The 26,324-nt window shown below is 64.4% G+C and carries 22 protein-coding genes; 13 read left to right on the forward strand and 9 right to left on the reverse strand.

The window, feature by feature from the left end; all coding sequences use genetic code 11:
- The first annotated feature begins 65 nt into the window (after window positions 1–65).
- From bcp to D2N39_RS01195, 4 genes are all read left to right on the forward strand, one after another.
- On the forward strand, window positions 66–530 hold the full coding sequence (gene bcp / locus D2N39_RS01180) for a thioredoxin-dependent thiol peroxidase (protein WP_119133312.1): 465 nt from the start codon (window positions 66–68) through the stop codon (window positions 528–530).
- Complete coding sequence (locus D2N39_RS01185; protein ID WP_119132979.1) at window positions 527–1,348, forward strand: ferritin-like domain-containing protein; 822 nt, start codon at window positions 527–529, stop codon at window positions 1,346–1,348. The genes bcp and D2N39_RS01185 overlap by 4 nt, the downstream gene beginning before the upstream one ends.
- A gap of 194 nt (window positions 1,349–1,542) precedes the next feature.
- Entirely contained in the window at window positions 1,543–2,880 is a 1,338-nt protein-coding gene (locus D2N39_RS01190) for a M23 family metallopeptidase (protein WP_119133313.1), read from the forward strand.
- The gene (locus tag D2N39_RS01195) at window positions 2,870–3,349 is read left to right on the forward strand and encodes a bactofilin family protein (RefSeq protein ID WP_119132980.1); all 480 of its coding nucleotides are present in this window, start codon (window positions 2,870–2,872) and stop codon (window positions 3,347–3,349) included. The genes D2N39_RS01190 and D2N39_RS01195 overlap by 11 nt, the downstream gene beginning before the upstream one ends.
- A 112-nt stretch (window positions 3,350–3,461) precedes the next feature.
- On the opposite strand, the gene D2N39_RS01200 is transcribed toward D2N39_RS01195, so the two are convergent.
- The 5 genes from D2N39_RS01200 to D2N39_RS01220 all read right to left on the reverse strand — a co-directional run bounded on the left by D2N39_RS01200 (window position 3,462) and on the right by D2N39_RS01220 (window position 10,614).
- On the reverse strand, window positions 3,462–4,235 hold the full coding sequence (locus tag D2N39_RS01200) for a DUF2189 domain-containing protein (RefSeq protein ID WP_119132981.1): 774 nt from the start codon (window positions 4,233–4,235) through the stop codon (window positions 3,462–3,464).
- Between the two features lie 86 nt (window positions 4,236–4,321).
- Entirely contained in the window at window positions 4,322–5,449 is a 1,128-nt protein-coding gene (prfB, locus tag D2N39_RS01205) for a peptide chain release factor 2 (protein WP_119132982.1), read from the reverse strand.
- 105 nt (window positions 5,450–5,554) lie between these two features.
- Complete coding sequence (locus D2N39_RS01210; protein WP_119132983.1) at window positions 5,555–8,107, reverse strand: penicillin-binding protein 1A; 2,553 nt, start codon at window positions 8,105–8,107, stop codon at window positions 5,555–5,557.
- A 112-nt stretch (window positions 8,108–8,219) separates the two neighbouring features.
- Window positions 8,220–9,416 (reverse strand): N-acetylmuramoyl-L-alanine amidase, encoded by a 1,197-nt coding sequence (locus D2N39_RS01215; protein WP_119133314.1) that lies wholly within the window; start codon window positions 9,414–9,416, stop codon window positions 8,220–8,222.
- 52 nt (window positions 9,417–9,468) lie between these two features.
- The gene (locus tag D2N39_RS01220; RefSeq protein WP_119133315.1) at window positions 9,469–10,614 is read right to left on the reverse strand and encodes a pyridoxal phosphate-dependent aminotransferase; all 1,146 of its coding nucleotides are present in this window, start codon (window positions 10,612–10,614) and stop codon (window positions 9,469–9,471) included.
- 103 nt (window positions 10,615–10,717) lie between these two features.
- On the opposite strand from D2N39_RS01220, the gene D2N39_RS01225 reads away from it, so the two are divergent.
- Window positions 10,718–11,470: a DsbA family protein gene (locus D2N39_RS01225; RefSeq protein ID WP_119132984.1), complete on the forward strand. Its 753-nt coding sequence runs from the start codon at window positions 10,718–10,720 to the stop codon at window positions 11,468–11,470.
- Between the two features lie 110 nt (window positions 11,471–11,580).
- Here the strand turns inward: D2N39_RS01225 and ispG are convergent, their stop codons facing one another.
- The 4 genes from ispG to D2N39_RS01245 all read right to left on the reverse strand — a co-directional run bounded on the left by ispG (window position 11,581) and on the right by D2N39_RS01245 (window position 16,113).
- Window positions 11,581–12,711: a flavodoxin-dependent (E)-4-hydroxy-3-methylbut-2-enyl-diphosphate synthase gene (gene ispG, locus D2N39_RS01230; RefSeq protein ID WP_119132985.1), complete on the reverse strand. Its 1,131-nt coding sequence runs from the start codon at window positions 12,709–12,711 to the stop codon at window positions 11,581–11,583.
- A 96-nt stretch (window positions 12,712–12,807) separates the two neighbouring features.
- Complete coding sequence (locus tag D2N39_RS01235; RefSeq protein WP_119132986.1) at window positions 12,808–14,055, reverse strand: helix-turn-helix domain-containing protein; 1,248 nt, start codon at window positions 14,053–14,055, stop codon at window positions 12,808–12,810.
- Window positions 14,056–14,175: 120 nt separating this feature from the next.
- On the reverse strand, window positions 14,176–15,405 hold the full coding sequence (hemA, locus tag D2N39_RS01240) for a 5-aminolevulinate synthase (protein ID WP_119132987.1): 1,230 nt from the start codon (window positions 15,403–15,405) through the stop codon (window positions 14,176–14,178).
- 141 nt (window positions 15,406–15,546) lie between these two features.
- On the reverse strand, window positions 15,547–16,113 hold the full coding sequence (locus tag D2N39_RS01245; RefSeq protein WP_233557019.1) for a DUF4189 domain-containing protein: 567 nt from the start codon (window positions 16,111–16,113) through the stop codon (window positions 15,547–15,549).
- Between the two features lie 109 nt (window positions 16,114–16,222).
- Between D2N39_RS01245 and D2N39_RS01250 the strand changes: the two genes are divergently transcribed.
- The 8 genes from D2N39_RS01250 to D2N39_RS01285 all read left to right on the forward strand — a co-directional run bounded on the left by D2N39_RS01250 (window position 16,223) and on the right by D2N39_RS01285 (window position 26,318).
- Window positions 16,223–17,593 (forward strand): M20/M25/M40 family metallo-hydrolase, encoded by a 1,371-nt coding sequence (locus tag D2N39_RS01250; protein WP_119132988.1) that lies wholly within the window; start codon window positions 16,223–16,225, stop codon window positions 17,591–17,593.
- 53 nt (window positions 17,594–17,646) lie between these two features.
- Complete coding sequence (locus tag D2N39_RS01255; protein WP_119132989.1) at window positions 17,647–18,090, forward strand: GNAT family N-acetyltransferase; 444 nt, start codon at window positions 17,647–17,649, stop codon at window positions 18,088–18,090.
- A 4-nt stretch (window positions 18,091–18,094) separates the two neighbouring features.
- Window positions 18,095–18,970, forward strand: a complete 876-nt coding sequence (miaA, locus tag D2N39_RS01260) for a tRNA (adenosine(37)-N6)-dimethylallyltransferase MiaA (RefSeq protein ID WP_199725176.1) — start codon at window positions 18,095–18,097, stop codon at window positions 18,968–18,970.
- A gap of 188 nt (window positions 18,971–19,158) precedes the next feature.
- Window positions 19,159–19,956 carry an AraC family transcriptional regulator gene (locus tag D2N39_RS01265; protein ID WP_119132990.1) on the forward strand — a complete coding sequence of 266 codons (798 nt, stop codon included), beginning with the start codon at window positions 19,159–19,161 and terminating at the stop codon, window positions 19,954–19,956.
- 283 nt (window positions 19,957–20,239) lie between these two features.
- On the forward strand, window positions 20,240–21,880 hold the full coding sequence (locus D2N39_RS01270) for an ABC transporter substrate-binding protein (protein WP_119132991.1): 1,641 nt from the start codon (window positions 20,240–20,242) through the stop codon (window positions 21,878–21,880).
- A gap of 99 nt (window positions 21,881–21,979) precedes the next feature.
- Window positions 21,980–23,026 (forward strand): ABC transporter permease, encoded by a 1,047-nt coding sequence (locus D2N39_RS01275; protein WP_119132992.1) that lies wholly within the window; start codon window positions 21,980–21,982, stop codon window positions 23,024–23,026.
- 12 nt (window positions 23,027–23,038) lie between these two features.
- A complete protein-coding gene (locus tag D2N39_RS01280) occupies window positions 23,039–24,229 on the forward strand; it encodes an ABC transporter permease (protein ID WP_119132993.1) in 1,191 nt (396 codons plus the stop codon).
- Window positions 24,230–24,233: 4 nt separating this feature from the next.
- Window positions 24,234–26,318, forward strand: coding sequence for an ABC transporter ATP-binding protein (locus tag D2N39_RS01285; protein WP_119132994.1), 2,085 nt, complete (start codon window positions 24,234–24,236; stop codon window positions 26,316–26,318).
- The last annotated feature ends 6 nt before the right edge of the window (window positions 26,319–26,324 follow it).

Genomic DNA, 26,324 nt, shown 5'->3' on the forward strand with positions numbered 1-26,324 from the left:
CTTTATCTTTGCCCGAAGGCAACTAAAACCCCAAGCATCTTCACAGCATTGGCATGGAGCCGCCCATGACACTTACCCCCGGAACACAAGCCCCCGATTTCACTCTGCCCCGTGATGGCGGCGGCGAGATCAGCCTTTCCGCCCTGAAGGGGCGCAAGGTCGTCTTGTATTTCTACCCCAAGGACGACACGCCCGGCTGCACGACCGAGGCACTGGATTTCACCGCCCGCGCCGGTGATTTCGACGCCGCCGGAGCCATGGTCATCGGAATTTCCAAGGACAGCGTCAAGAAACACGACAAATTTGTCGCCAAGCACGGGCTGGGGATCGCGCTGGCCTCGGATGAAAACGGCACGACCTGCGAGGACTATGGCGTCTGGGTCGAGAAAAGCATGTATGGCAAAACCTATATGGGGATCGAGCGCACCACCGTCCTGATCGACACAGAAGGGCGCGTGGCGCAGGTCTGGCCCAAGGTGAAGGTCGCGGGTCACGCTGACGAAGTGCTGGAGGCGGCACGCGCGCTATGACCACGCTTGCCGAAATGGCGGTCGAGGTGCTGACCACCGCCGACGGCCGTGCCAAATGCGCGCTGTCCCGGCGCCATGCCGAGACGTGGTTCGCCGCCCGTGCCGCCGGAACGCCGATTCCGGTTGGCACGGCCATACCGCCGCCGCATCCCGCCCGCCCCGCACAACCAGACCTGCTGGACCCGCGCGACGTGCCACGCCGCCGCCCCGGCAGCCCGCAGGGCCGCATCGCGCTGCTGCATGCGGTGGCGCATATCGAGCTGAACGCGGTGGACCTGCACTGGGACATCATCGCCCGCTTCGGCCATATCGCCATGCCCCCCGGATTCTATGATGACTGGGTAAAGGCTGCGGCAGAGGAATCCAATCATTTCAACCTGATATGCGACTGCCTTGAGGCGATGGGCAGCCATTACGGCGCGCTGCCCGCCCATGCCGGCATGTGGCGCGCGGCCTCTGACACGGCGGAAGACCTGTTCGGCCGCCTCGCCGTGGTGCCCATGGTGCTGGAGGCGCGCGGCCTCGACGTCACGCCCGGCATGATCGACATCTTCCGCCGCGCCGGGGAGGAACAGACCGTCACCGCGCTGGAAGTGATCTATGCCGAAGAAGTGGGCCATGTCGCCTATGGCTCCAAATGGTTCAACTGGCTTTGTGGCCGCGACGGGCTGGACCCGAAGGATGTCTTCCACGCCCTTGTGCGCCAGTATTTCCATGGCGCGCTGAAGCCGCCCTTCAACGAGGAAAAGCGCGCCGAAGCGGGTCTGCCGCCCGACTTCTACTGGCCACTGACCGGGAAGGACGAACCCGTCGATTGATCGGCGGGATATTGCCGATTTTCGCACAGCAATGGCTGGCTATCGCCGCTCGCGGTTCAAATTTGTTGCGACCGCACCGGCCCCGCCTTAATCACTTCGGCGGGGATCAACGGTGCCATAGTGTGCCGATGGCCGGGAAACCGGGGACAAGACTTGTATCCGGTTCCATTGCCGCAACAAAAATGGAAAACCGTGTGCTGACGCGTCTCGCCTACCGGATCAACGCAACGCTCGACCGCTATCTGCCCGAGCAGCGCCTGTTCCTGAAATCGGATACCGCCACCCGCTTCATACGCCTGCGTCCCGCCACACAGGCCATCGCCCTTGCGGGCGGTGGGCTTCTGGTGGCCTGGACCTTCATCGCAACCTCGATCCTGCTGATGGACAGCATTTCAGCCGGGTCCGACCGCGACCAGTCGCTGCGCCAGCAAGCGCTGTTCGAGGAACGCCTGACCATGCTGTCGAATGACCGCGACCGTCGCGCCGAAGAAGCCGTCAATGCACAGGACCGCTTCAACCTCGCCCTGGCCGAGGTCAGCGACATGCAGGCCCGGCTTCTCGCCTCCGAAGATCGCCGGAAAGAGCTGGAAACCGGCATCGACGTGATCCAGAACACGCTCCGCCGCACTATCAAGGAACGCGACGAGGCCCGCGCCGCCACCGAAAAGGCGCGCAGCGAACTGGCCAGCGCCGGTGGCACCCATACCGAGGCCGGTCGCGCCCGCGACGCGCTGGCGACACTCGACATCATGTCCGGCGCGCTTGGGGATACCGCGAAGCAGCGTGACGAGATGGCCCGCGTGGCCGAAGCCGCCCGCGACGAAACCGCCGCCATCACCCGGTCGAAGGAAGAGCTGGAGCTGCGCAACGACGCCATCTTCGCCCGGCTGGAAGAGGCAGTGACCGTCTCGATGGGGCCGCTGGACAAGATGTTCCGCGCCGCAGGCATGTCGCCCGATGATCTGCTGAAACAGGTGAAACGCGGCTATTCCGGTCAGGGCGGCCCGCTGATGCCCTTCGTTTCCACCAAGGGCACCACACTCAGCCCCGATGAACAGCGCGCCAACGCGATTCTTCAGGGGCTGGACCGGATGAACCTCTATCGGCTGGCGGCGGTAAAATCGCCTTTCGCCAACCCGATTCCCTCGGGCAACTACCGCTTCACCTCGGGCTTCGGATATCGCCGCGATCCAAAGGGTGCGGGCACCCGGATGCACGCGGGCCTCGATTTCGCAGGCCCCTACGGCACACCGATCCGCGCCACCGCCGATGGCGTGGTGGTTCATGCCGGGTGGAGCAACGGTTACGGCCGCATGGTGAAGATCCGCCATGACTTCGGGCTGGAAACGCTTTATGGTCATATGTCGCAAATCCGCGTCAGCGTGGGCCAAAGGGTATCGCGCGGCGACCGGATCGGTGATATGGGCAATTCAGGCCGGTCCACCGGCACACATCTTCACTACGAGGTCCATGTCGGGGGCCGTCCGGTCAACCCGATGACCTTCATCAAGGCAGCGAGCGATGTTTTCTAAAAGCAGAATCAACGAACCCGGTCCGAAACAGGTTGAAGGCGAAAAGGCCAAGCCCGCGGATCTGCCTGCCACCAAGCCTGCGATGGATTTCTCCGCCTCGGCGGTGAAGGCCAAGCCCAATGCTTCGGTGCTGTCCTCCGATCTGACGGTGGTCGGCAATCTGCGCACCACCGGCGACATTCAGGTGGAAGGCACGGTCGAGGGCGACATCCGCGCCCATCTGCTGACCGTGGGCGAAACCGCCACCATCCGCGGCGAGATCGTGGCCGATGACATCGTGGTCAACGGCCGCGTCATCGGCCGCGTGCGTGGCCTGAAAGTCCGCCTCACCTCCACCGCACGGGTTGAAGGCGACATCATCCACAAGACCATCGCCATCGAATCGGGCGCGCATTTCGAAGGCTCGGTGCAGCGGCAGGACGATCCGCTGAACGGCGTGAAGGCCATCACCGGCCCGAAAGAAGACTGATCGGGCCATATCCCGAGAAACCATCAGGGGCGCCAGCGGGCGCCCCTGATGGTTTGCCGTCCTGCTTCTTGCCCAAATACTCAAAATGCCGTCCGCACCGCCCGGCACGCGGTCAGCTCAGCGCTCGCCGATACAGATGCCACGAGGCATGACCCAGCACCGGCAGCGCGACCAGAAGCCCCAGAAAGGCCGGGATCATCGCCACGAACAGCGTGACCGCGATGAAGGCACCCCAGCCCAGCATGACCACCGGATTTTCCCGCACCAGCGCAAGGCTCGTCAGCATGGCGGTGACGAAATCCACCTCACGCTCCAGCAACAGCGGCAGGCTCACCACCGTCAGTGAAAACAGCAGCGTGGCAAAGACCGCGCCGATGGCCGTGCCCACTGCCAGCATCATCAGCCCCTGCGCGGTCAGGAACAGGCCCAGCGAGCTGGACACATTGGTCAGTGTCGCCGTGCCCAGAAACAGTGCGAAAATCATGTGGGCGAGGAAGTTCCAGAACAGGAAGAACACCACGATCACCGCCGCGATCGACGGGATCTGCCGGTCCTTCTGGCGAAAGATCACCCCGGCGATGCCACTCCAGTCCAGCGCCTCGCCCGTCTCCAGCCGCCGCGAGATTTCATAGAAACCGCAGGCAATGAAGGGCCCGAGGATCGGGAAACCGGCACTGGCGGGCAGCGTCCACCACAATTGACCCCGCGCCGTCAGCGCCCAGGCCACCAGCCAGCCGCCTAGCACATAGACCGAAGCGAAGGCCAGGCCATAGACCGGCGCCGCGCGAAAATCGCGCCAGCCCGCGCGCAGGCTCGCGCCCAGATCGGCGAAGCTCACCTCGTTGATTTCGGGCACATGCGGCGGCCCGGTCTCGACATGCGTCATAATGTCCTCCCTCTTGGGGGAACCTTACGCGCGGGTCGTCGCAATCGAAAAGATGTAATTACAGCACGAGTTTACCGAGCGCCGCCTCAATCCTCGGCGGTCGCCTCGGCGCGGCTCTTGCCCGCCACATCCATGGCCAGCGTCGCCTGCATGAAGCGGTCCAGATCGCCGTTCAGCACCCCGTCGGTATCCGAGGTTTCCACTCCGGTCCGCAGATCCTTGACCATCTGATAGGGTTGCAGAACATAGGACCGGATCTGGTTGCCCCAGCCCGCATCTCCCTTCGCCTCATGCGCGGCATTGATCGCGGCGTTCCGCTTGTCCAGCTCCATCTGGTACAGCCGCGATTTCAGCGCCTTCATGGCGATGTCGCGGTTCTGGTGCTGCGATTTTTCGGAACTGGTCACCACGATGCCGGTGGCAAGGTGGGTGATCCGCACCGCCGAGTCTGTGGTATTGACGTGCTGGCCGCCCGCGCCCGACGACCGATAGGTGTCGATACGAATCTCGTTCGGCAGAACCTCGATTTCAATATTGTCGTCCACCACCGGATAGACCCAGACCGAGGAAAACGAGGTATGCCGCCGTGCCGCCGAGTCGTAAGGCGAAATCCGAACCAGCCGGTGCACGCCGCTTTCCGATTTCAGCCAGCCATAGGCGTTATGGCCGGAAATCTTGTAGGCGACCGATTTGATGCCCGCTTCCTCGCCTTCGGAGATCGACTGAAGCTCGACCTTGTAGCCCTTCTTTTCCGCCCAACGGGTATACATCCGCGCCAGCATGCTGGCCCAGTCGCAGCTTTCGGTGCCTCCCGCGCCCGCGTTGATTTCAAGGAAGGTATCGTTGCTGTCGGCTTCGCCATCCAGCAGCGCCTCAAGCTCTTTCTCGCGCGCGGTCTGCACCAGCGCCTTGATGCCCGCCTCGGCCTCGGCGACGATTTCGGCATCGCCCTCCAGTTCGCCCAGTTCGATCAGTTCCAGATTGTCGTTCAACCCGCTGTCGATCATCCGGTAGGTGCCGATGGCATCCATCAGCATCTGGCGTTCCCGCATCAGCTTTTGCGCCTTGGCCGGATCGTTCCAGAGGTTCGGGTCCTCGATCATGGCGTTGAATTCTTCCAGCCGGTGCGGCGCCGTCTCGTAATCCATCCGTTGCGCCAGCAGCGCCAGCGACTTGCGGATGGTTTCGGCCTGGGTCTGGGTTTCGGCGCGCATGGCGGGATCTCTCGTATCGGATGGACAGCGGGACGCGCGATGCGTCCGGCGCCGGGTAATAACGCCTTGCCCCCCGCCCGGCAAGGGCGGGGTCACGGCAGCAGATCAGTAAAGTCCGCCGGAGGACAGCGTGCCGAAATCGGCCTTCTTGGGAATGACCTTTTTCTTGCCTGTGGCGGTGGTGACAGTGGCAGAGCCGGATTCCACCTCGCCCTGCGCAAAGAGCGGCAGATTGGCCCCCATCGCAAAGCCGCCGTCCACCATGGCACCAATGCCGAAGATCGGATCTTCGCCCTCGCGGAAATACTCCGACACCACATTGTCGCCGGTAGCGCTGTCCGGCAGCCGGGCGCCGGTGAAACGGTCGATCTTCACGAAATAGCCGCCCGGCGGCACGGCGAACTTGCCGCCACCGTATTTCTTGATGGCGCTGCGCATGAAGCTTTCAAAGACCGGACCACACAGTCCACCGCCCGAGGCGCGACCGCCCAGCGTGCGCGGGTTGTCGTAACCGATATAACAGCCCGCCGCGATGTTCGAGGTATAGCCGATGAACCACACATCCTTGGCATCGTTGGTGGTGCCGGTCTTGCCCGCCACCGGCACCGGCAGGTTGATACCGCGCGCCGTGCCGCGCTGCACCACACCCTGCATCATCGAGGTCAGCTGATAGGCAGTGATCGGGTCCATCACCTGATCACGGGTGGAGCTGACATGCGGAGCCTCGCCAGCAGGCAGCGCCGGGGCGCTGCAATCCTCGCATTTGCGCGGATCATGCTTGTAGATCGTCTTGCCATAGCGATCCTGAACGCGGTCCACCAGCGTCGGCTCCACCCGCTCGCCGCCATTGGCAAACATGGAATAGGCCGCGACCATCTTGAACAGCGTGGTCTCCTGCGAGCCCAGTGCGTTCGACAGGAAGGGTTGCATCCGGTCATAAACGCCGAAGCGTTCGGCATAGCCCGCAACCGTCTCCATCCCGATTTCCTGCGCGATCCGCACGGTCATCAGGTTCCGCGACTGTTCGATCCCGGTGCGCAGGGGCGTGGGACCATAGAATTTGTTCGAGGCGTTCTTCGGCCGCCACAGGCCCTGCGGCGTGTTCAGCTCGATCGGCGCATCGACCACGATGGTCGCGGGCGTGAAGCCCGAGTCCAGCGCGGCGGCATAGACGAAGGGCTTGAAGCTGGACCCCGGCTGACGGGTGGCCTGCGTGGCGCGGTTGAAGACCGAGTCCTGATAGGAAAAGCCACCCTGCATTGCCAGCACACGGCCTGAGAACACATCCATCGCCATGAAGGCGCCCTGCACCTGCGGCACCTGCCGCAGCGTCCAGCGCTTGAAGCTGCCATCGCCGTCGTTGGTCATGGCGCGCACCAGCACCACATCGCCCACGTCCAGCAGATCCGAGGCCACCTTGGCCTTTGGACCCAGCTTGCCGCCGGGCAGGCGCTTGCGCGCCCAGGTCACATCCTCGGCGGGGATGAAATGGCCGTCCTCATCTTCATCCACGCCCTCGATGCCAATGCGCGCCGATTTCTCACCCAGCGACAGCACCACCGCCGGATGCCAGCCCTCGATGTCACGCGAGACCTTGGCCTCGGAAAGCGCGGCGCGCCAGTCGGCTTCGGAGGTCAGATGCTCCGGCCCGATCTTCTCGCCCGTGCCGCGCCACACGCCCTGCGCCCGGTCATAGCGTTCCAGCCCGTTGCGAAGCGCCTTGGCCGCGACCCCCTGCAAATCGGGATCGACCGTCGCCTTGATCGCCAGACCGCCGCCAAAGAATTCGTCATGGCCAAAGCTGCCCGAAAGCTGGCGCCGGATTTCATCGGTGAAATAGTCACGCGGCGGCAACGCGGTGCGGAAGGCCGGATAATCGCCGTTCTGCACCGATTTCAGCGGCATGTCCTTTTCGCGCAGGTAGGTCGCCTCGTCGATATAGCCGTTCTGCCACATCTCGCGCAGCACATAGTTGCGCCGCTCGGTCACCCGCTTCTTGGCGCGCACCGGGTGATATTCGCCCGGCGCCTGCGGCATCGAGGCCAGCATGGCCGCCTCATGCGGCGCAAGCTCGGCCAGCGACTTGTTGAAATAGGTCTGCGCCGCCGCCGCCACGCCGTAAGAGTTCTGCCCGAGGAAAATCTCGTTCAGGTAAAGCTCAAGGATCTTGTCTTTCGACAGCGTCTCCTCCAGCCGGGTGGCGAGGATGATTTCCTTGATCTTGCGTTCGGCCTTGCGCTCACCGCCCAGCAGGAAGTTCTTCATCACCTGCTGGGTGATGGTGGACGCACCACGCACATTCTGGCCACGCGACTTCACCGCCTCGATGGCGGCGGCCAGAATACCGCGCGCATCATAGCCCTTGTGGGTATAGAAATTCTTGTCCTCGGCCGAGATGAAGGCGTGTTTCACCAGATCGGGTACATCCTCGATCGGCACGAACAGCCGCCGTTCCTCGGCGAATTCGTCGATCATACGGCCTTCGCCGTCATAAATCCGGCTGATGGTGGGGGGCGTATACTGCGCAAGGCTCTCGTGGCTCGGCAGGTCGCGCGAATACATATAGAAGACCGCACCAATGGACAGGGCCACGAACAACAGGCCCAGCGTCACCAGTGTGAAGATCGCACCGAAAAAGGATCCGACAAATCGCAGCACGTCTTACCCCCGTCCGAGCCGTGGCCCCCATATAGGCGCTGCGCGGGTCAAGGTCAAAACCTTGCACCGCCCGCACCGGCACAATCTCGCCGCCTGCCCGGTCACGTCTGGCTTACTGGCCCGTCATCCCCGACAGAACCGCATCCTTCGCCGCCCAGTCCTTCAGCCCGGCCACGATGGCCCCCGCCATTTTGGCCCGCCACTCGGCATCCTGCAACCGTGCCAGATCGCGGGCCGAGGACAGGAAGCCCAGTTCGATCAATGCCGAAGGAATGTCGGGCGATTTCAGCACCGAAAACCCTGCTTCCTGCTTCGGATGGCGGTGCATCCGCAGCCCCGCCGCCTTGATCGCCGTGACCAGCGCATCACTCAGCCGCTCGACCCGCGGCATGGTCTCGGTCCGTGCCATATCCATCAGCACACCCGCCACCAGATCGTCCTGTTCGGTCAGATCGATGCCGGCCAGCAGGTCCGCCCGGTCATGCCGTTCCGCCAGCGTCTGCGCCGCCCGGTCCGAGGCATCGTCGGACAGCGTATAGACTGTGGCCCCCACCGCCTCGCCCTCGGCCAGCGCATCGGCATGAAGCGACAGGAAGACATGCGCCCCGGCGGCCCGCGCGATGGAAATGCGGGTTTCCAACGGCACGAAGACATCTTCTTCGCGCGTCATCACCACGATGAACCCGCCCTGCCGCAGCAGCGCTTCTTTCAGTTCACGCGCAAACCGCAGCACCAGCGCGGCCTCGGTCGCGTCGTCCCGCTCGGCCCCCGGATCAATGCCGCCATGGCCGGGGTCCAGCACCACGACCAGCGCCCCGCTGCCCGGTGCGGGGGGCTTGGGCACATCCGCAGGCGGCGGCAGTGCCCAACCCGGCGGCTCTGGGGCGGCGGCCTTTTCCGCGAAGACCACCGCATCTGCGGGATGCAGCTCCACCTCGACCCGCGTGGCACCTTCCGTGGTCATTCCCGCTTCGGCCACCAGCATCGGCCCCGGCAGTTCCGCCACCAGCCGCGACCAGCCGGGCCGGAACACGCCGGCCCGCAGGTCCGTCAAACCGGGATGCGCAACACCGCCAATCCCCTGCCAGTCCACCTCGCGGAAATCCATCACCAGCCGCGGCGGATCGGCCATCACCCGCACCCGCCACGGCACCGGCTGGCTCAGGCCCAGCGACAGCCGCACCGTTCCATCCGGCGTGGTCTCGATGCGCGAGTCCTCCGGCACCAGCCGCGCCAGCGCAGAAAGTTCCTGCGCCACTGCGCCGAATCCCGCCCAGATCATCGCCAGCGCCAGCACCAGAACGCGCATCAGGCCCCCATTCATATTGGTCCAAATATCCTCGCCTGAAGCAGCCGACAGATCAGCCGCGCCGCGCCATATACTCTTCCAGTCGCCGCAACCCTTCGGCAATATCCGCCGTCGCCCGCGCATAGGAAAACCGCAAGGTCTGCCCGCCCCGCACGGGGTCGAAATCCAGCCCCGGCGTCACCGCCACCCCGGCATGTTCCAGAAGCTCCGCCGCGAAAGCCAGTGAATTGTCGGTGAGATGGCTGACATCGGCATAGATATAAAACGCGCCGTCCGGTGGCGCGATGCGGTCAAACCCCGCACGCGGCAGGTGCTCCAGCATCAGGCGGCGGTTTTCGGCATAGACCGCGCGATTGGCCTCCAGCTCGTCAATGCAGTCGAGCGCGGCCAGCGCCGCAATCTGGCTCGCATGCGGCGGGCAGATGAACATGTTCTGGGCCAGACGTTCCACCACCCTGACATGATCCTCAGGCACCACCATCCAGCCGATGCGCCAGCCCGTCATGCTGAAATATTTGGAGAACGAGTTAATGACATAGATATCATCGCTGATTTCCAGCGCACTGACCGCGCGGTCGCCATAATGCAGCCCGTGATAGATCTCGTCCGAGACAAAGCTGATCCCGCGCTGATCGCAATATCCGATCAAGGACGCCAGCGCCTCATGCGACAGCATGGTCCCGGAAGGATTACCGGGGCTGGCGACAATCATCCCCGCCATATCGACCCCGTCCAGATCGGCAGCGACCGGCTGAAGCCGGTTTTCCGATGCCGCAGGAATGCCCACCGGCGTCAGGCTCAGCGCGCGCAGGATCTGCCGGTAGCTCGGATATCCCGGCTCACCCAGCCCCACGCGGTCGCCCGCATCGAAGAGCGCAGTGAAGGCCAGCAGGAAGGCGGCGGAAGACCCCGCCGTCACCACCACCCGTTCAGGGTTCAGATCAACGCCATACCAGCGCTTGTAAAGCCCGGCGATCCCGGCCCGCAGTTCCGGCAGACCCAGCGCCACGGTGTAGCCAAGCGCACCTGCCTCCATCGCCTGCGCCAGCGCGGCGCGGGCCCCGGCGGGCGCGGGTGTGCCCGGCTGTCCCACCTCCATATGAATGATGCTGCGCCCCGCCGCCTCGGCGGCGCGCGCCTTTTCCATCACATCCATCACAATGAAGGGATCGACCAGAGCGCGTCTTGAAACCTGCATGTAAGCCCCCGTAAACTCGGGCCGACACTGGCCCGGCGGGTCGCGCGCGTCAAGCAGGGCCGGCCCTGTTCCGTCATGCGCGCCCCGCCCATCGGAGAGACGCATGACCAAGACCTTCCTCGCCTCCACCGCGCTTGCGCTGACGCTGGGGCTGCCCGCTGCCGCGCTGGACCTCGGCGCGATGACCGACGCCGAGCGCGCCGCCTTCGGCGAGGCCGTGCGCGCTTATCTGATCGAGAATCCCGAAGTCATCATGGAAGCCGTCTCGGTGCTGGAACAGCGCCAGCAGCAGCAGGCCGAGGCCGATGACCTGAAGCTTCTGGCCGACAACTCGGACGCCCTGTTCAACGACCAGAATTCCTGGCTGGGCGGCAACCCGGATGGTGATATCACCGTCGTCGAATTCCTCGACTACCGCTGCGGCTATTGCCGAAAGGCATGGGAGGAGGTCGAGGAACTGGTGAAAACGGATGGCAACATCCGCTTCGTCATCAAGGAGTTCCCGATTCTGGGTGAACAGTCGCTGATCTCGTCGAAATTCGCCATCGCTACCCGGATGGTGGCCGGCGACGAGGCCTACAAGAAGGTCCATGATGCGCTGATCACCCTGCGCGGCGATGCAACGCCTGAAAGCCTGACCGCACTTGCGGTCGATCTGGGTCTCGACGGCGCGGCCATCGTGGCGAAGATGGAGACGCCCGAGGTCAAGGCGATCATCGACGCGAACCACGCGCTTGGCACCACCATGCAGATCAATGGCACACCCAGTTTCGTGATTGATCAGACCATGGTGCGCGGCTACGTCCCGCTGGACGGCATGCGCCAGATCGTCGAGGGGCAACGTCAGGACGGGTGAGTTCAGGCGCGACCACCAAGAACAAGGAAAGGCCGCTGCGCGCAGCGGCCTTTTGCATGTGCCGCGGTCGGCAAACCCGCAATCGGCCAACAGCGCCGGTTTCGGAGCCCCTACTCCGCCGCTTCGGCCTTCGCCTTCGCCGCCTCGATCTGCGCGGCGCGGTCTTCGACGAGGCCGACGATGTGGTCGATCATCTGGTCGTTGGTCATCTTGTGGCTTTGCTTGCCCGCCAGATAGACCATGCCCGCGCCTGCCCCGCCGCCGGTAAAGCCGATGTCGGTCATCAGCGCCTCGCCCGGCCCGTTCACCACGCAGCCGATGATCGACAGGCTCATGCTGGTGGTCACATGGGCCAGCCGGTCCTCCAGCGCCGCCACGGTCTTGATTACGTCGAACCCCTGCCGCGCGCAGGAGGGGCAGGAGATGATGGTGACGCCCCGGTGCCGCAGGCCCAGTGATTTCAGGATCTCGAACCCGACCTTCACCTCTTCCACCGGATCGGCTGACAGGCTGACGCGGATCGTATCGCCAATGCCCATCCACAACAGATTGCCCAGCCCGATGGCCGATTTCACCGTGCCCGACATCAGGCCCCCGGCCTCGGTGATGCCCAGATGGATCGGCGCATCTGTGGCCTCGGCCAGTTGCTGATAGGCGGCGGCGGCAAGGAAGACATCGGACGCTTTCACCGAGATCTTGAATTCGTGGAAATCGTTGTCCTGCAACAGCTTGATATGGTCGAGCCCGCTTTCCACCATCGCCTCGGGGCAGGGTTCGCCGTATTTGTCCAGCAGATGCTTTTCAAGGCTGCCGGCATTCACCCCGATGCGGATGGAACAGCCATGGTCCTTCGCCGCCCGCACCACCTCGGCCACGCGCTTGGCGTCGCCGATATTGCCGGGATTGATGCGCAGGCAGGCCGCGCCCGCCTCGGCGGCCTCGATGGCGCGTTTGTAATGGAAATGGATGTCCGCCACGATCGGCACCGGGCTTTCGGCCACGATTTCACGCAGGGCGCGGGTGCTGTCTTCGTCGGGTGTCGAAATCCGCACGATGTCTGCCCCGGCCACCGCGCAACGCTGCACCTGCTCGATCGTCGCTTTCGCATCCGAGGTGATCGTGTTGGTCATGGTCTGCACCGAGATCGGCGCATCGCCCCCCACCAGCACCTTGCCCACGCGGATCTGCCGCGACTTGCGTCGGTCGATGTTGCGCCAGGGACGGACGGGATTGTGCGACATGATCACGCCTTTCGGTGGTTTGAGCGCAGGCATAATGGCAAGACGGCTCCGGGGCAATGCCACCGGAGCCGTCCAAAGATCACGTCTTGCCGAGGGTCACTCTTGCGGGGCAGCAATCTGCGTCGCTTCGGCCACATTGACGATGCGCGCCAGATCGGCGTCATCCGTCAGATCGGCCTCGGCGTATTTCTGGGTCAGCGCCTCTTCCGTCAGGGCGATGTTCTTCACCACCTGAGGGCCGGGTGCGGCAGGACCGAAAGCCTTGCCGCCCATCACGAAATAGACCGAGCCGGAATTGCCGGACCGCAACACCGGCGCCGCGTCAAGCTGCGGCACCTTGTAGCGTTCACCGGCGTTCAGGATTTTTTCGAACAGCGTCGTGCCATCGGCCGAGGATACCCGCACCCAGGACGGACGCACGGCAAGGATTTCGACACCGGGTTCTGCCTGCGCCACGACCTGCACCTGATCCTGCGCCGGATCGGCAGGGGTAGCGGCAGCAGCCACGCCACCGGCCTGCGGAAGGTTGGCAGCGGCCAGAGTGCCGTTCTGACGCGGATCAATCGAGGAGATAGGTCCGTCACGCGACACCAGCACCGGCACATCCAGCGCTTGCGGGCGATAAAGACGGTTCAGCAGATCGGGCGAGGCATCTGCAACCTGCTGCGCGGCGGGATCGTCGGTCACGCCGGTTTCCGCTTGAGCGGTTGCACGGCCCATTGCCGAAACACCGTCCAGCCGCTCCAGCGGGTCAATCTCTGCCACGACGACTGGCGCCTGATCCACCGGCGCAAGCTGCACGCGCTGCACCTCTTGCAGCACGGACCAGCCGCCATATCCCAGCGCGCCGATCAGCGCCGCCAGAACCAGAACCGAACCGATTGCACCGGGCTCGACCCGGTGGATCCAGCTTTCACTGCGCGGCACGAAAAGGGCATTGGGATTGCCCAGCGGATCGCGCGATTCCGCTTGCGTCGCGGCGCGCGTGCGGGCCGCGGTGATGGTGGCAGGCGCGGCGGCGGCCGACATGCCATGCGCCACCTCGAAATTCGCCTCGCCGCAGAAGCGCTTGAACGCCCAGTCCGGGTCCATGCCCAGATAGCGGGCGTAAGAGCGGACATAACCCGCCACAAAGCCCTGCGTTTCGAAAGCGGAAATATCGCAGTTCTCGATCGCGGCGATATAGGTCGCCTTGATCTTGAGCTCGCGCTGCACATCCAGAAGGGATTTGCCTAGCGTGGCGCGCTCACCGCGCATCACGTCGCCGAGCCGCAATTCGAAGTCGTCAAAGCCCTTGGGCTTGTCGGCCTCAGCCGTCGAAGGTTGGTTCCTCCGCCAGATCATACGTCGCCTGCCCCGTTTCTGTCCCGCCTGTGCCCGAGTCGCCTGTTGCACGACTCGGTGCCAATCTCATTGCGCTAACCCTAGCACAGCACAAGCGGCATTTGCAGCCGCAGAACTGTTTCAGGCGGAAACCTCGGCACGATTCAGCGCACAGTGCTGCCAGAGCCCGTCCATCGCCTTCACAACCGCGTCAATCTGGCTTGACTCGTGCACTGGCGAGGGCGTGAAGCGCAGCCGTTCGGTACCGCGCGGCACGGTCGGGAAGTTGATCGGCTGGACGTAGATGCCGAACTGATCCAGCAGCATGTCGGACAGCATCTTGCAATGGATCGGGTCTCCGACGTGGACAGGCACAATATGGCTGCCGTGGTCGATGATCGGCAGGCCCAGCCCCTTGAGCCGCATCTTCAGGATCTGCGCATGCAACTGCTGCTTGTCACGCAGCGCCTGCCCTTCTGCCGACTTGAGAAAGGCGATCGAGGCGGCGGCCCCGGCAGCCACCACCGGCGGCAGCGAGGTGGTGAAGATGAAGCCCGGCGCGTAAGAGCGGATGGCGTCCACCATCTTCGCACTTGCAGCAATATAGCCGCCAAACACGCCGAAAGCCTTGCCCAGCGTCGCGTTGATGATGTCCACCCGCGCCATCTGGCCATCGCGTTCCGCCACACCGGCGCCGCGCGGGCCATACATGCCGACGGCATGCACCTCGTCCAGATAGGTCAGCGCGCCGACCTCCTCGGCCAGATCACAGATCTCGCGGATCGGGCCGAAATCGCCGTCCATCGAATAGATCGATTCGAAGGCGATCAGCTTGGGCGCAGCCGGATCGTCGGCCGCGATCAACTCGCGCAGATGGGCGACATCGTTGTGCCGGAAGATGCGCTTGGCGCCGCCGTTGCGGCGCACGCCCTCGATCATCGAGGCATGGTTCAGCGCATCGGAATAGATGATCAGCCCCGGAAACAGCTTGGGCAGCGTCGAAAGCGTCGCGTCATTGGCGACATAGGCACTGGAAAATACCAGCGCCGCCTCCTTGGCGTGCAGATCGGCGATCTCGGCCTCCAGACGCCGGTGATAGAGCGTCGTGCCAGAGATATTGCGCGTCCCGCCCGAGCCTGCGCCGGTGGCATCCAGTGCCTCGTGCATCGCGGACAGAACCGCCGGATGCTGGCCCATTCCCAGATAGTCATTACCGCACCAGACGGTGATATCCTTCTCCGTCCCGTCGGGCTTGCGCCAGATCGCATGGGGGAACTGGCCCTTGCGACGCTCGATGTCGATGAAGGTGCGATAGCGCCCTTCGTCATGCAGCCGCGCGATCGCGCTGTCGAGTGCCTTGTCGTAGTCCATATCCCGTCTCCTGGCTGCGGCTGGTCTGCCGTGCTGGGCCCTTTCTGGGCGGCCTTTGTTCGCGCCGCCTTGATATTGGTCAAATCCTGTATCGCAAAGGGGACATTTTGTCCCCCCCTTTGCGCCAGCCCGACCTTTCGGTCAGTCCTGCACCGCCAAGATACAATCCTTTGCACCGGCCTTTTCATTGCAGGTCTGCACGGCAAGGTCACCCGCAGCCTCGCCCTTCGTCAATGCGAAACTGCCGGTGGTGGGCGAAATCGCCAGCGCACCGGGCGTTTTGTAATCCTTTCGCAGTGCCGCAGTGGCGTCCTGCGACAGCGTCAGATCGGCGGGCTTCCAGCCCTTTGGCAGCAGATGCGCCACCACCACACAGGCGGCCTTGCCCTTGCGCTTCGCCTCGCAGCCCTTGCGCGCCGCCGTTTCGGCCGCCGCGACGGTATGGTGATTCACCGCCGCCACCGTCGCCTCGACCATCAACCCCTCATCCGGGGAAATCGCGATGGCGCCATACCAGGGCTGGCCGGTGCCCACCATGGTCAGGGCCGTTGCATCTGCCTGCGACAGGCCCGCGCCATCCAGCATCTGCACCACTGCGCCCTCGCCGCGATACATCTGCTTTGCTGCGGCCTTGCCGGTCATCGGGTCGGCCATCACGGGGGCCGCCGTCAATGACAGGCACAAAATGCAACCCGGAACCTTCATCATCACACTCCCGTCAGATAGGAACGGCCCCTGAATACCCCGGCGCGGCCGCTCTGGACAGTGCAAAGCCACCTGCTAGGCTTCGCGCCGAAGTCACGAAAAGGAGACCCCCATGTCGCTCGATGCCGTGCTGAAGCGGATTGATGACGAGATTCCGGCCGCGCTCGACCGCCTGTTCGATCTGCTGCGCATCCCCTCGATCTCGACCGATCCGGCCTTCAAGGCCGATTGCGCCCGCGCCGCCGACTGGCTGGTGGACGACCTGCGCAGCCTCGGTTTTGCCGCCGCCGCCCATGCGACGCCGGGTCATCCGATGGTAGTGGCGCAGGGTGGCGAGGGTGGCCCGCATCTGCTGTTCTACGGGCATTATGACGTGCAGCCCGTCGATCCGCTGAGCCTGTGGGACCGCGATCCCTTCGACCCCGAGCTTCAGGACGGCGCGCGCGGCAAGGTGATCCGGGCGCGTGGCGCCTCGGATGACAAGGGACAACTGATGACCTTCCTGGAGGCGCTGCGGGCCTGGAAGGCCGTGCATGGCACCCTGCCCTGTCGCCTGACGATCTTTCTGGAAGGCGAAGAGGAATCGGGTTCCCCTTCGCTTATCCCCTTCATGCGCGAACATGCCGATGCGCTGCGCTCGGACCTTGCGCTGATCTGCGATACCGGCCTGTTTCAGGACACCGCCCCCGCCATCGTCACCATGCTGCGCGGACTTCTGGGCGAGGAGATCGTGATCCGCGCCGCCAGCAAAGATCTGCATTCCGGCATGTTCGGGGGGCTGGCCCGCAACCCGATCCATGTGCTGTCAAAGATCCTTGCCGACATGCATGACGAGACCGGCCGCATCACCATTCCTGGCTTCTACGATGGCGTCAGCGAATTGCCCGAGGCGATCCGCGCGCAATGGCAGAACCTTGCCTTCGACCATGCGAAATTCCTCGGCGATGTCGGCCTGTCAATCCCGGCGGGCGAGGAGGACCGCACGCCGCTGGAAATGATCTGGTCGCGCCCGACGGCCGAGGTGAACGGCGTGACCGGCGGCTATACCGGCGACGGGTTCAAGACCGTGCTGCCCGGCGAAGCGCGCGCCAAGGTCAGCTTCCGTCTGGTGGGGCAACAAGACCCGCAGGCGATCCGCGAAGCCTTCCGCGACTGGGTGCGTGCCCGCGTGCCCGCCGATTGCGAGGTGACCTTCGAGGGCCACGGCGCCTCGCCCGCCGGAACGATGGGCATCGACCACCCGGCCTTCGAGGCCGCGCGCGCCGCGCTGGTCGCCGAATGGGGGCGCCCGGCGTCTTATGTCGGCTGTGGTGGCTCGATCCCGATCGCCGGTTATTTCAAGACCGAACTGGGCATGGATGCCATGTTGCTGGGCTTCGGCCGCGACGATGACCAGATCCACAGCCCAAACGAGAAATACGATCTGGAATGCTTCCACAAGGGCATCCGCAGCTGGGCGCGCCTGCTGGCACGTCTGGCGTGATGCCGCCGCCGGGGCCTGACCGCCCCGGCTACCCCAACAGAACGGACATTCACATGACCCTGACGATCCGCGACATCGCCCCCGCCGACCGCGCGGGATGGGAGGCCCTCTGGTCTGCCTATCTCGCCTTCTACAAGGTCGATCTTTCCCCCGACATCACCAACCATACCTGGACCCGGATGATGGACCCCGCCAGCCCGCTCAAGGGGCGTCTGGCAGTCGAGGACGATCAGCCGCTCGGCTTTGCGCTGCATCATCATCACTGCTCAACCTGGGTGATGGGCGAGGATTGCTATCTCGAAGACCTGTTCGTCGCCCCCGAGGCGCGCGGCAAGGGGGTCGGCCGCGCCCTGATCGACGATCTGCGCGATCTGGCCAAGGCGCGCGGCTGGCACCGGCTTTACTGGCACACCGATGAAGGCAATGCCCGCGCCCGCGCGCTGTACGACAGCTACGCACCCTATGATGGCCATGTCCGCTACCGGCTGAAGCTGTAAGCCCGTGCACGATCTGCTCGCCTCGCTGCCCGCCGACCGGCCGGTGCTGATCGCCGGGCCGACCGCCAGCGGCAAATCCGCGCTGGCGCTGGAAATCGCGCGGGTGCAGGGCGGCGTGGTGGTGAACGCCGATGCGCTTCAGGTCTATGATTGCTGGCGGCTGCTGACCGCCCGCCCCAGCCCCGAGGAAGAAGCGCAGGCGCCGCATGCGCTTTACGGCCATATCGGCCGCGACACACCCTATTCCGTCGGCCACTGGCTGCGCGAAGTGGCAGGAGTGCTGCACAGCCGCCAGCGCCCCATCATCGTTGGCGGCACCGGGCTTTATTTCATGGCGCTGACCGAGGGGCTGGCGGAGATCCCGCCGATCCCGCCCAAGGTGCGGGCCGAAGCGGATGCCCTGCGCACGACCGATCCCGCCGCCATGATCGCGGCGCTTGACTCCGACACTGCCGCCAAGACCGACCTTGCGAACCTCGCCCGTGTCCAGCGCGCGTGGGAGGTGCTGCGCACCACAGGGCGGGGGCTTGCCGACTGGCAGCGCGACACCCCGCCGCCGCTGCTGCCCCGTGCAGGCTGTGCGGCTTTCGTGTTCCGCCCCGACCCAGACTGGCTGAATGCCCGCATCGACCTGCGCTTTGACCGGATGATGGCCGCAGGCGCGCTGGGGGAAGCCCGCGCCGAACTGCCGTTCTGGGACCCCGCGCGCCCTTCGGCCCGCGCCATCGGCGCCCCCGAGCTTGTGGCTCATCTGCGGGGGGAAATGCCGCTGGAACAGGCGGTTGCGGCAGCGAAGCTGGCTTCGCGCCAATATGCCAAGCGTCAGCGCACCTGGTTCCGAGCCCGGATGTCGGACTGGACGACGATCCGTCTGCCCTGACACGTTAAGAACGTCGGTTATCCACAGGGCATTGCTGACTTTTCGTCACATATAACCGGCCAGCGGCGCAAATCGGCCGCTGCTGCCATCTTTTTGCTTGGGTCTTGCGGCACAGACTGCTTATCTGGGCCGGTCATTGAGTGTTCCGTTGCCCGTGCCTGCCACCCGAACCCGAAAGACCCTGCGGAATGGACTATCTGAGCGCGCTGAAATCCCTTCGCCTTGTCGCGATTCCCCGTCTGGCCGCCGGTGGCCGCTGGCGGGTCGAGGCGATGCGCGCCTATTCCGAAGCCTGCCTTCTGTGGTTCACCAAGGGCCAGGGCCGCATCACCATTGCCGGGGTAACGCGCGGCTACACCGCCCATAACGCCATCTTCATTCCGCCCGGCGTCATGCACGGCTTCGAGGTCGGCCCGCAGGTCTTTGGCACAGCGGTCTTCTTTGGCCGCGACTGCCCTGTTCCCCTGCCAAAAGAACCGCAGCACCTGCGCATCCGCGAAACCTTTGCCGCGCAAGAGTTGAACGTCACGCTGGATGCGATCCTGCGCGAGATGAGCGCCGACACACCTGCGCATGACCGCGCGACGCTGGCGCATCTGGGGCTTCTGGGGGTCTGGCTGGAACGCCAGATCGCCCGCGCCGCCCCCGAACAGCAGAAGCCCGATGCCGCCAAGCGTCTGGTCGCGCGCTACACCGCGCTGCTGGAGCGTGAATTCAGGTCCGGAATGGGTGTTGCCGATTTCGCCAACAGCCTTGGCGTGACGCCAACCCACCTGACCCGCTGCTGCAAACTGGCCTGCGGCCGCCCGGCCTCGGCCCTGCTGCACGACCGGCTGATTTTCGAGGCGCGGCGTCTGCTGTCTGAAACTGACCTGCCGGTGAACCTGATCGCGGGCAGCCTTGGCTTCACCTCGGCGGCCTATTTCACCCGCGCCTTCCAGCACCAGACCGGAAAATCCCCCACTGCCTTCCGCCGCGCGGGCTGATCCGTTTCCGTCCCCCCGGCCTGACGATTTCCGCTTTAACGGAATCGTCACGCAATTTTAAATCGCTTTCTGCGACTGTTTTCCGGGATTCCGTCCATTCCCGGTGGAATTATGTCGCAAAATTGCTTTGCCTTGCCGAAAGCGGGCGTTGACGTCAGGGCCAAAAAAGGCACGATAGGTCTCGTGAAACTCCGATGTGGCCGGTTCAGGCGCCCGAGGGTGCGACCAGCCGCATGGCGATCGCCGCATAAAGACAACCAAAAGACCTGTCAGGGAGTAGAGAATGATCCATACCAAACCTATCGCCGTTCACCCCGCCGCCCCGGCCTACGCCGAGGAAGTGCGCGCGGGCAGCCTGAGCCGGCGCGAATTCCTGACCCGCACCACCGCTTTGGGGGTTTCCGCGACCGCGGCCTATGGCTTGCTGGGTCTCGCGGCACCCACCCCGGCGCTGGCGCAGGAAACCCCGGTCATGGGCGGCACGCTGCGCATGAACATGGAAACCCGCGCGATGAAAGACCCCCGCACCTGGGACTGGTCGGAACTGGCGAACTTCGGGCGCGGCTGGCTGGAATATCTGGTCCAGTACAACAGCGACGGCACCTTCGAAGGGCGTCTGCTGGAAAGCTGGGCCGCCAATGACGATGCCACCGAATACACGCTGAACGTCCGCAAGGGCGTCACCTGGAACAACGGCGATGAATTCACCGCCGAGGATGTTGTGCATAATATCGACCGCTGGTGCGATGCCGGGGTCGAGGGCAATTCGATGGCCGCGCGCATGGGCGGGCTGGTTGACGAAGCCACCAAGAAGATGCGCGACGGCGCGGTGACGGCGGTGGACAGCCATACCGTCAAACTGATGCTGCCTGCGCCCGACATCTCGATCATCGCGGGCTTCGCCGACTACCCGGCCGCCGTCGTGCACAAATCCTATGACAACGGCGACCCGACCGCCAACCCGATCGGCACCGGCCCCTACAAGCCCGAAGCCAACGAGGTCGGCGTCAAGCAGATCCTCGTCAAGAACACCGATCACAAATGGTGGGGTGAAGGCGCCTATCTGGACCGGATCGAATATATCGACTACGGCACCGACCCGGCCGCCGTCGTGGCCGCGGCCGAGGCGGGCGAAATCGACGCGACCTATCGCACCGAGGGCGATTTCGTCGCCGTGTTCGACGGCCTTGGCTTCGCGAAATCCGAGGCACTGACCGCCGGCACGCTGGCGATCCGCTTCCACCATGCCGCCGCACCTTATGACAATGTGGCGGTACGCAAGGCGCTGCAACTCGCTGTCGATAACGCGGTTGTTCTGGAACTCGGCTATGCCGGTCTGGGCCAGGTGGCGGAAAACCACCATGTCTGCCCGATCCACCCGGAATATGCCGAACTTCCGCCGCTGACCGTTGATCCGGCCAAGGCAAAAGAAGATCTCGCCGCCGCAGGCCATGCCGATACGGAATTCGAGCTGATCTCGCTGGATGACAACTGGCAATCCGCCTCCTGTGACGCGGTGGCCGCGCAATTGCGCGATGCCGGGATCAACGTGAAGCGGACCATCCTGCCCGGCTCGACCTTCTGGAACGACTGGCTGAAATACCCGTTCTCGGCAACTGAATGGAACATGCGTCCGCTCGGTGTGCAGATCCTGCAACTCGCCTACAAGACGGGCGTGGCCTGGAACGAGACCGCCTTCTCCAACGCCGAGTTCGACGAAAAGCTGGGCGAGGCGCTGGCCATCGCCGATGCCGACAAGCGGCGTGAGGTGATGAAGCGGCTGGAAGAGATCATGCAGGAACAGGGTGTGCTGATCCAGCCCTACTGGCGTTCTCTATTCCGTCACATGACCGACAAGGTGCGTGGCTGCGAAATGCACCCGACCTTCGAACACCACCACTACAAGTGGTGGTTGACGGCCTGATCGCCGATCGGGGCGCGCCCGCGCGGCGCGCCCTCTCCTTGCCATACGGGCCACGCGCCCGCGCCCTGAAGCCTGCCGCCCGGAAAGGCCCGTGCCGCCATGGCCAAATTCCTGTTTCGACGCCTGTTCACGATGATCGCCACGGCCCTGTGCCTGACCTTCATCGTGTTCTACCTGACCAACCTGCCCCCGAACCTTGAGAAGATCGCCAAATCCGAGGCCGGATCGCGGATTTCCGATGCCGAGGTGGAAAGCTGGCTGCAAAAGAACGGCTATGCGCAGCCGCTTCTGGGCCGCTATGGCGAATGGCTGGGCGTGCTGCCCGGCTGGACCGCGACCGCCGACGACGGCAAGGTCACCGGCCGCTGCATCCCCAAGGGCAGTGACCCGGCCGCCGCGCCGCGTTTCTGCGGTGTGCTGCAAGGCAACTGGGGCTGGTCCAACGTGTTCAAGGAACCGGTGTCGCAGATCATTGCCACCCGCCTGTCGCTGACCGGCTGGCTGATGCTGTCGGTCATGGCGCTGATGGTGCCGGTCGCGCTGTTGATCGGGGTGCTGGCGGGGATGCGCGAGGGGTCGAAGCTTGACCGCACGCTGTCCACCTTCTCCATCGCCACCACGGCCACGCCGGAATATGTGTCGGGCGTGCTGTTCATCACCATCTTCGCCTCGTCCATGACCGGGCTGAAATGGTTCAAGGGTTCGGCCACCTCGGCCATGGATGACATCACCTTTGAAAACTTCTTCCTGCCGGTGCTGACCATCGCGCTTTATGGCATCGGCTATATCGCCCGCATGACCCGCGCCAGCATGACCGAGGTGATGACCGCGCAATATATCCGCACCGCGTTGCTGAAGGGCGTCAGCTTCCGTCAGGTGGTGATGCGCCACGCGCTGCGCAATGCGCTGATTGCGCCCTTCACCGTCATCATGTTGCAATTCCCCTGGCTCCTGAACGGCGTGGTGATCGTGGAAACGCTTTTCAACTACAAGGGCTTCGGCTGGACACTGGTGCAGGCCGCCGGCAACAACGACATCGACCTGCTGCTGGGCTGTTCCGTGGTCGCCGTCGCCGTCGTGCTGATCACCCAGCTCATTTCCGATGTCGGCTATGCCTGGCTCAACCCCCGCATCCGGCTGTCGTGAGGAGCTGATCTGATGGACGCACTCGGCTTCACCCAGATCCTCGTGACCATGATCGGCCGCTTCTGGCCGGTCTGGATCGCGCTGGCCCTGACCTTCGCGCTTTCGATCACCTACAAACGGCGGCTCGGCCTTTACGGCCGGCTGTTCGACAGCCCCATCGGCATGACCGGCTTCGCGCTGGTGATGTTCTGGGTCTTCACCGCGCTTTTCGCCAATATCGTGGCCACCCATGACCCGCTGGCGCAGATTTCCGGCATGAAGAACGCGCTGCCCGGCAGCCCGCTGAAAAACCCGGTCGAGGGCATCTATGCCCATTACCTGCTGGGCGGCGACAACCTTGCCCGCGACGTGTTTTCACGCATGGTGGTCGGCGCGCGCTCGGTGCTGACCATCGCCCCCGCGGCCACCGCCTTCGCCTTCATGGCCGGGATCACGCTGGGCCTGCCTGCCGGCTATTTCGGCGGCCGGCTTGATACCGGGCTCAGCTTCGTGGCGAACCTTGTTCTGGCCTTCCCGGTGATCCTGATGTTCTACCTGCTGGTCACCCCGGAAATCCGCGAGACCGGACCGCTGCTGCTGGGCTGGCGCGCCTCGATCCCTAATGTGATGGCGGCAATCCTGTTCGCCTTCCCCATCCTGTTCCTCTGCATCCTGTGGAACGCGCGCTTCTTCACCACCCCGGCGCGGCGCAACCTCTATGTCGGAGTGACGCTGGTGCTGGGTCTGTGGATCTACGCGGGCCTTGCCTTCCGGGCCGATCCCTTCGGCCTCTGGATCATGGAGCCGAACCTGCTGAACGTCTTCGTCTCGGTGGTTTTCGTCAACGCCCCCACCGTGTTCCGCATCGTGCGCGGCATCACCATGGACCTGAAATCCCGCGATTACGTCGCCGCTGCCCAGACCCGCGGCGAAGGCCCGTGGTATATCATGCTGTGGGAGGTGCTGCCCAATGCGCGCGGGCCGCTGATCGTCGATTTCTGCCTGCGGATCGGCTATACCACCATCCTGCTCGGCACGCTGGGCTTCTTCGGCCTTGGCGTCAGCCCGGAAAGCCCGGACTGGGGGTCCACCATCAATGCGGGCCGGAAGCTTCTGTCGATCTTCCCGGTCCCCGCGCTGGTCCCCGCCATTGCGCTGATGAGCCTTGTGCTGGGCCTGAACCTGCTGGCTGACGGCCTGCGCGAAGAAAGCCTGAAGGATTGATGCGATGACAAGTTCAGACTGGACCCCGGATCAACCCATCCTTGAAATCGAGAACCTCTCGATCTCCTTCTTCACGCGGCTGCGCGAAATCCCGGCGGTGATGGATTTCTCCTGCACCGTCCTGCCGGGCGAGGCGATGGGGCTGGTGGGGGAAAGCGGGTGTGGCAAATCCACCGTGGCGCTGGCCGTCATGCGCTATCTGGGCAAGAATGGCCGCATCACCGGCGGGTCGATCCGCTTCAAGGGCCGCGACCTGACGCAGATGTCGGATGACGAACTGCGCCGCATCCGTGGCTCGGAAATCGCGATGATCTATCAGGAGCCGATGGCCTCGCTGAACCCCGCGATGCGGATCGGCGCACAACTGGCCGAGGTTCCGATGATCCATCGCGGCATGGCCAGGGCCGAGGCCTGGGCGCTGGCCCGCCAGATCGTCGCCGACGTGCGCCTGCCCGACCCCGACCGCATCCTGCAAGCCTATCCGCATCAGCTTTCGGGCGGGCAGCAGCAGCGCATCGTCATCGCCATGGCGCTGATGTCGAAACCCGCGCTGCTGATCCTTGACGAGCCGACCACGGCGCTGGATGTGACGGTGGAGGCCGGGATTGTCGATCTGGTCAAGGAACTGGCCGAGAAATACGGCACCTCGATGCTGTTCATCAGCCACAACCTTGGGCTGGTGATGGAGGTCTGCGACCGTCTGACCGTGATGTATTCCGGCGAGGCGGTGGAAACGGGCAGCGTGGCCGAGGTCTTTGACCGCATGCGCCACCCCTATACACAGGCGCTGTTCCGCTCGATCCCGCTGCCCGGCGCCGACAAGAACAGCCGTCCGCTGGTCGCCATCCCCGGCAACTTCCCCTTGCCGCATGAGCGACCCAACGGCTGTAACTTCGGGCCGCGCTGCGATTACTTCGCGGAAGGCCGCTGCAATGCGGGCGACATTACCATGACCGAGGTCGGGCCCCGCCATGAAAGCCGCTGCCTGCGGGTGGACGAAATTGACTGGTCCGCCCCGCCGGTCGCCAAGGCGACGCAGGGCAAGGCCGAGATCGGCGAAGTGGTGCTGCGCATGGAAGACCTGCGCAAATATTACGAGGTCACCGGCGGCGGCGTCTTCGGTGGCGGCCCGGCCAAGGTGGTGAAGGCCAATGAAACGCTCAGCTTCGAGGCCCGCGCGGGCGAAACGCTGGCCATCGTGGGCGAATCCGGCTGCGGCAAATCCACCTTCGCCAAGGTGCTGATGGGGCTGGAAACCGCGACCAGCGGCAAGATCATGCTTTATGACCGTGACATCCAGAACACCCCCATCGAAAAGCGCAACACCGATACCGTCTCGGGCGTGCAGATGGTGTTCCAGAACCCGTTCGACACGCTCAACCCCTCGATGACCGTCGGCCGTCAGATCATCCGCGCGCTGGAGATCTTCGGTCAGGGTGCCTCCGACGAGGACCGCCGCGCGCGCATGCTGGAACTGCTGGATCTGGTGAAGCTGCCGCGTGCCTTTGCCGACCGCATGCCGCGCCAGTTGTCGGGCGGACAGAAACAGCGCGTCGGCATCGCCCGCGCCTTCGCGGGCGGCGCCAAGGTTGTGGTGGCGGACGAGCCCGTCTCGGCGCTGGATGTCTCGGTGCAGGCCGCTGTCACCGACCTTCTCATGGACATTCAGCGCGAAAACGGCACGACGCTTCTGTTCATCAGCCATGACCTGTCGATCGTGCGTTACCTGTCGGACCGGGTGATGGTGATGTATCTGGGGCATGTGGTGGAGTTGGGCACCACCGATCAGGTGTTCCAGCCGCCCTACCACCCCTATACCGAGGCATTGCTGTCGGCTGTGCCCATCGCCGACACCCATGTGCAGAAGAAACGCATCGTGCTGGAGGGCGATATTCCTTCCGCGATGAATCCGCCACCGGGATGCCCGTTCCAGACGCGCTGCCGCTGGAAATCGCAGGTGCCGGGGGGCCTCTGTGAACGCGAGGTGCCGCCGGTGCAGCATCTGGCGGGTGGGCATCAGATCAAGTGCCACCTGTCGGACGAAGCCCTGACTACCATGGAGCCGGTCATCAAGATCGCCGCCGAATAGGCGGCG

The organism is Gemmobacter lutimaris, assembly GCF_003570715.1.
Lineage (GTDB): Bacteria > Pseudomonadota > Alphaproteobacteria > Rhodobacterales > Rhodobacteraceae > Gemmobacter > Gemmobacter lutimaris.

Excerpts from the sequence above, each read along its gene's own strand:
- bcp (WP_119133312.1), top strand. The coding sequence starts at position 66 with ATGACACTTACCCCCGGAACACAAGCCCCCGATTTCACTCTGCCCCGT.
- D2N39_RS01185 (WP_119132979.1), top strand. The coding sequence starts at position 527 with ATGACCACGCTTGCCGAAATGGCGGTCGAGGTGCTGACCACCGCCGAC.
- D2N39_RS01195 (WP_119132980.1), top strand. The coding sequence starts at position 2,870 with ATGTTTTCTAAAAGCAGAATCAACGAACCCGGTCCGAAACAGGTTGAA.
- D2N39_RS01200 (WP_119132981.1), bottom strand. The coding sequence starts at position 4,235 with ATGACGCATGTCGAGACCGGGCCGCCGCATGTGCCCGAAATCAACGAG.
- prfB (WP_119132982.1), bottom strand. The coding sequence starts at position 5,449 with ATGCGCGCCGAAACCCAGACCCAGGCCGAAACCATCCGCAAGTCGCTG.
- D2N39_RS01215 (WP_119133314.1), bottom strand. The coding sequence starts at position 9,416 with ATGCGCGTTCTGGTGCTGGCGCTGGCGATGATCTGGGCGGGATTCGGC.
- D2N39_RS01220 (WP_119133315.1), bottom strand. The coding sequence starts at position 10,614 with ATGCAGGTTTCAAGACGCGCTCTGGTCGATCCCTTCATTGTGATGGAT.
- D2N39_RS01225 (WP_119132984.1), top strand. The coding sequence starts at position 10,718 with ATGACCAAGACCTTCCTCGCCTCCACCGCGCTTGCGCTGACGCTGGGG.
- ispG (WP_119132985.1), bottom strand. The coding sequence starts at position 12,711 with ATGTCGCACAATCCCGTCCGTCCCTGGCGCAACATCGACCGACGCAAG.
- D2N39_RS01235 (WP_119132986.1), bottom strand. The coding sequence starts at position 14,055 with ATGATCTGGCGGAGGAACCAACCTTCGACGGCTGAGGCCGACAAGCCC.
- hemA (WP_119132987.1), bottom strand. The coding sequence starts at position 15,405 with ATGGACTACGACAAGGCACTCGACAGCGCGATCGCGCGGCTGCATGAC.
- D2N39_RS01245 (WP_233557019.1), bottom strand. The coding sequence starts at position 16,113 with ATGATGAAGGTTCCGGGTTGCATTTTGTGCCTGTCATTGACGGCGGCC.
- D2N39_RS01250 (WP_119132988.1), top strand. The coding sequence starts at position 16,223 with ATGTCGCTCGATGCCGTGCTGAAGCGGATTGATGACGAGATTCCGGCC.
- D2N39_RS01255 (WP_119132989.1), top strand. The coding sequence starts at position 17,647 with ATGACCCTGACGATCCGCGACATCGCCCCCGCCGACCGCGCGGGATGG.
- D2N39_RS01265 (WP_119132990.1), top strand. The coding sequence starts at position 19,159 with ATGGACTATCTGAGCGCGCTGAAATCCCTTCGCCTTGTCGCGATTCCC.
- D2N39_RS01270 (WP_119132991.1), top strand. The coding sequence starts at position 20,240 with ATGATCCATACCAAACCTATCGCCGTTCACCCCGCCGCCCCGGCCTAC.
- D2N39_RS01275 (WP_119132992.1), top strand. The coding sequence starts at position 21,980 with ATGGCCAAATTCCTGTTTCGACGCCTGTTCACGATGATCGCCACGGCC.
- D2N39_RS01280 (WP_119132993.1), top strand. The coding sequence starts at position 23,039 with ATGGACGCACTCGGCTTCACCCAGATCCTCGTGACCATGATCGGCCGC.
- D2N39_RS01285 (WP_119132994.1), top strand. The coding sequence starts at position 24,234 with ATGACAAGTTCAGACTGGACCCCGGATCAACCCATCCTTGAAATCGAG.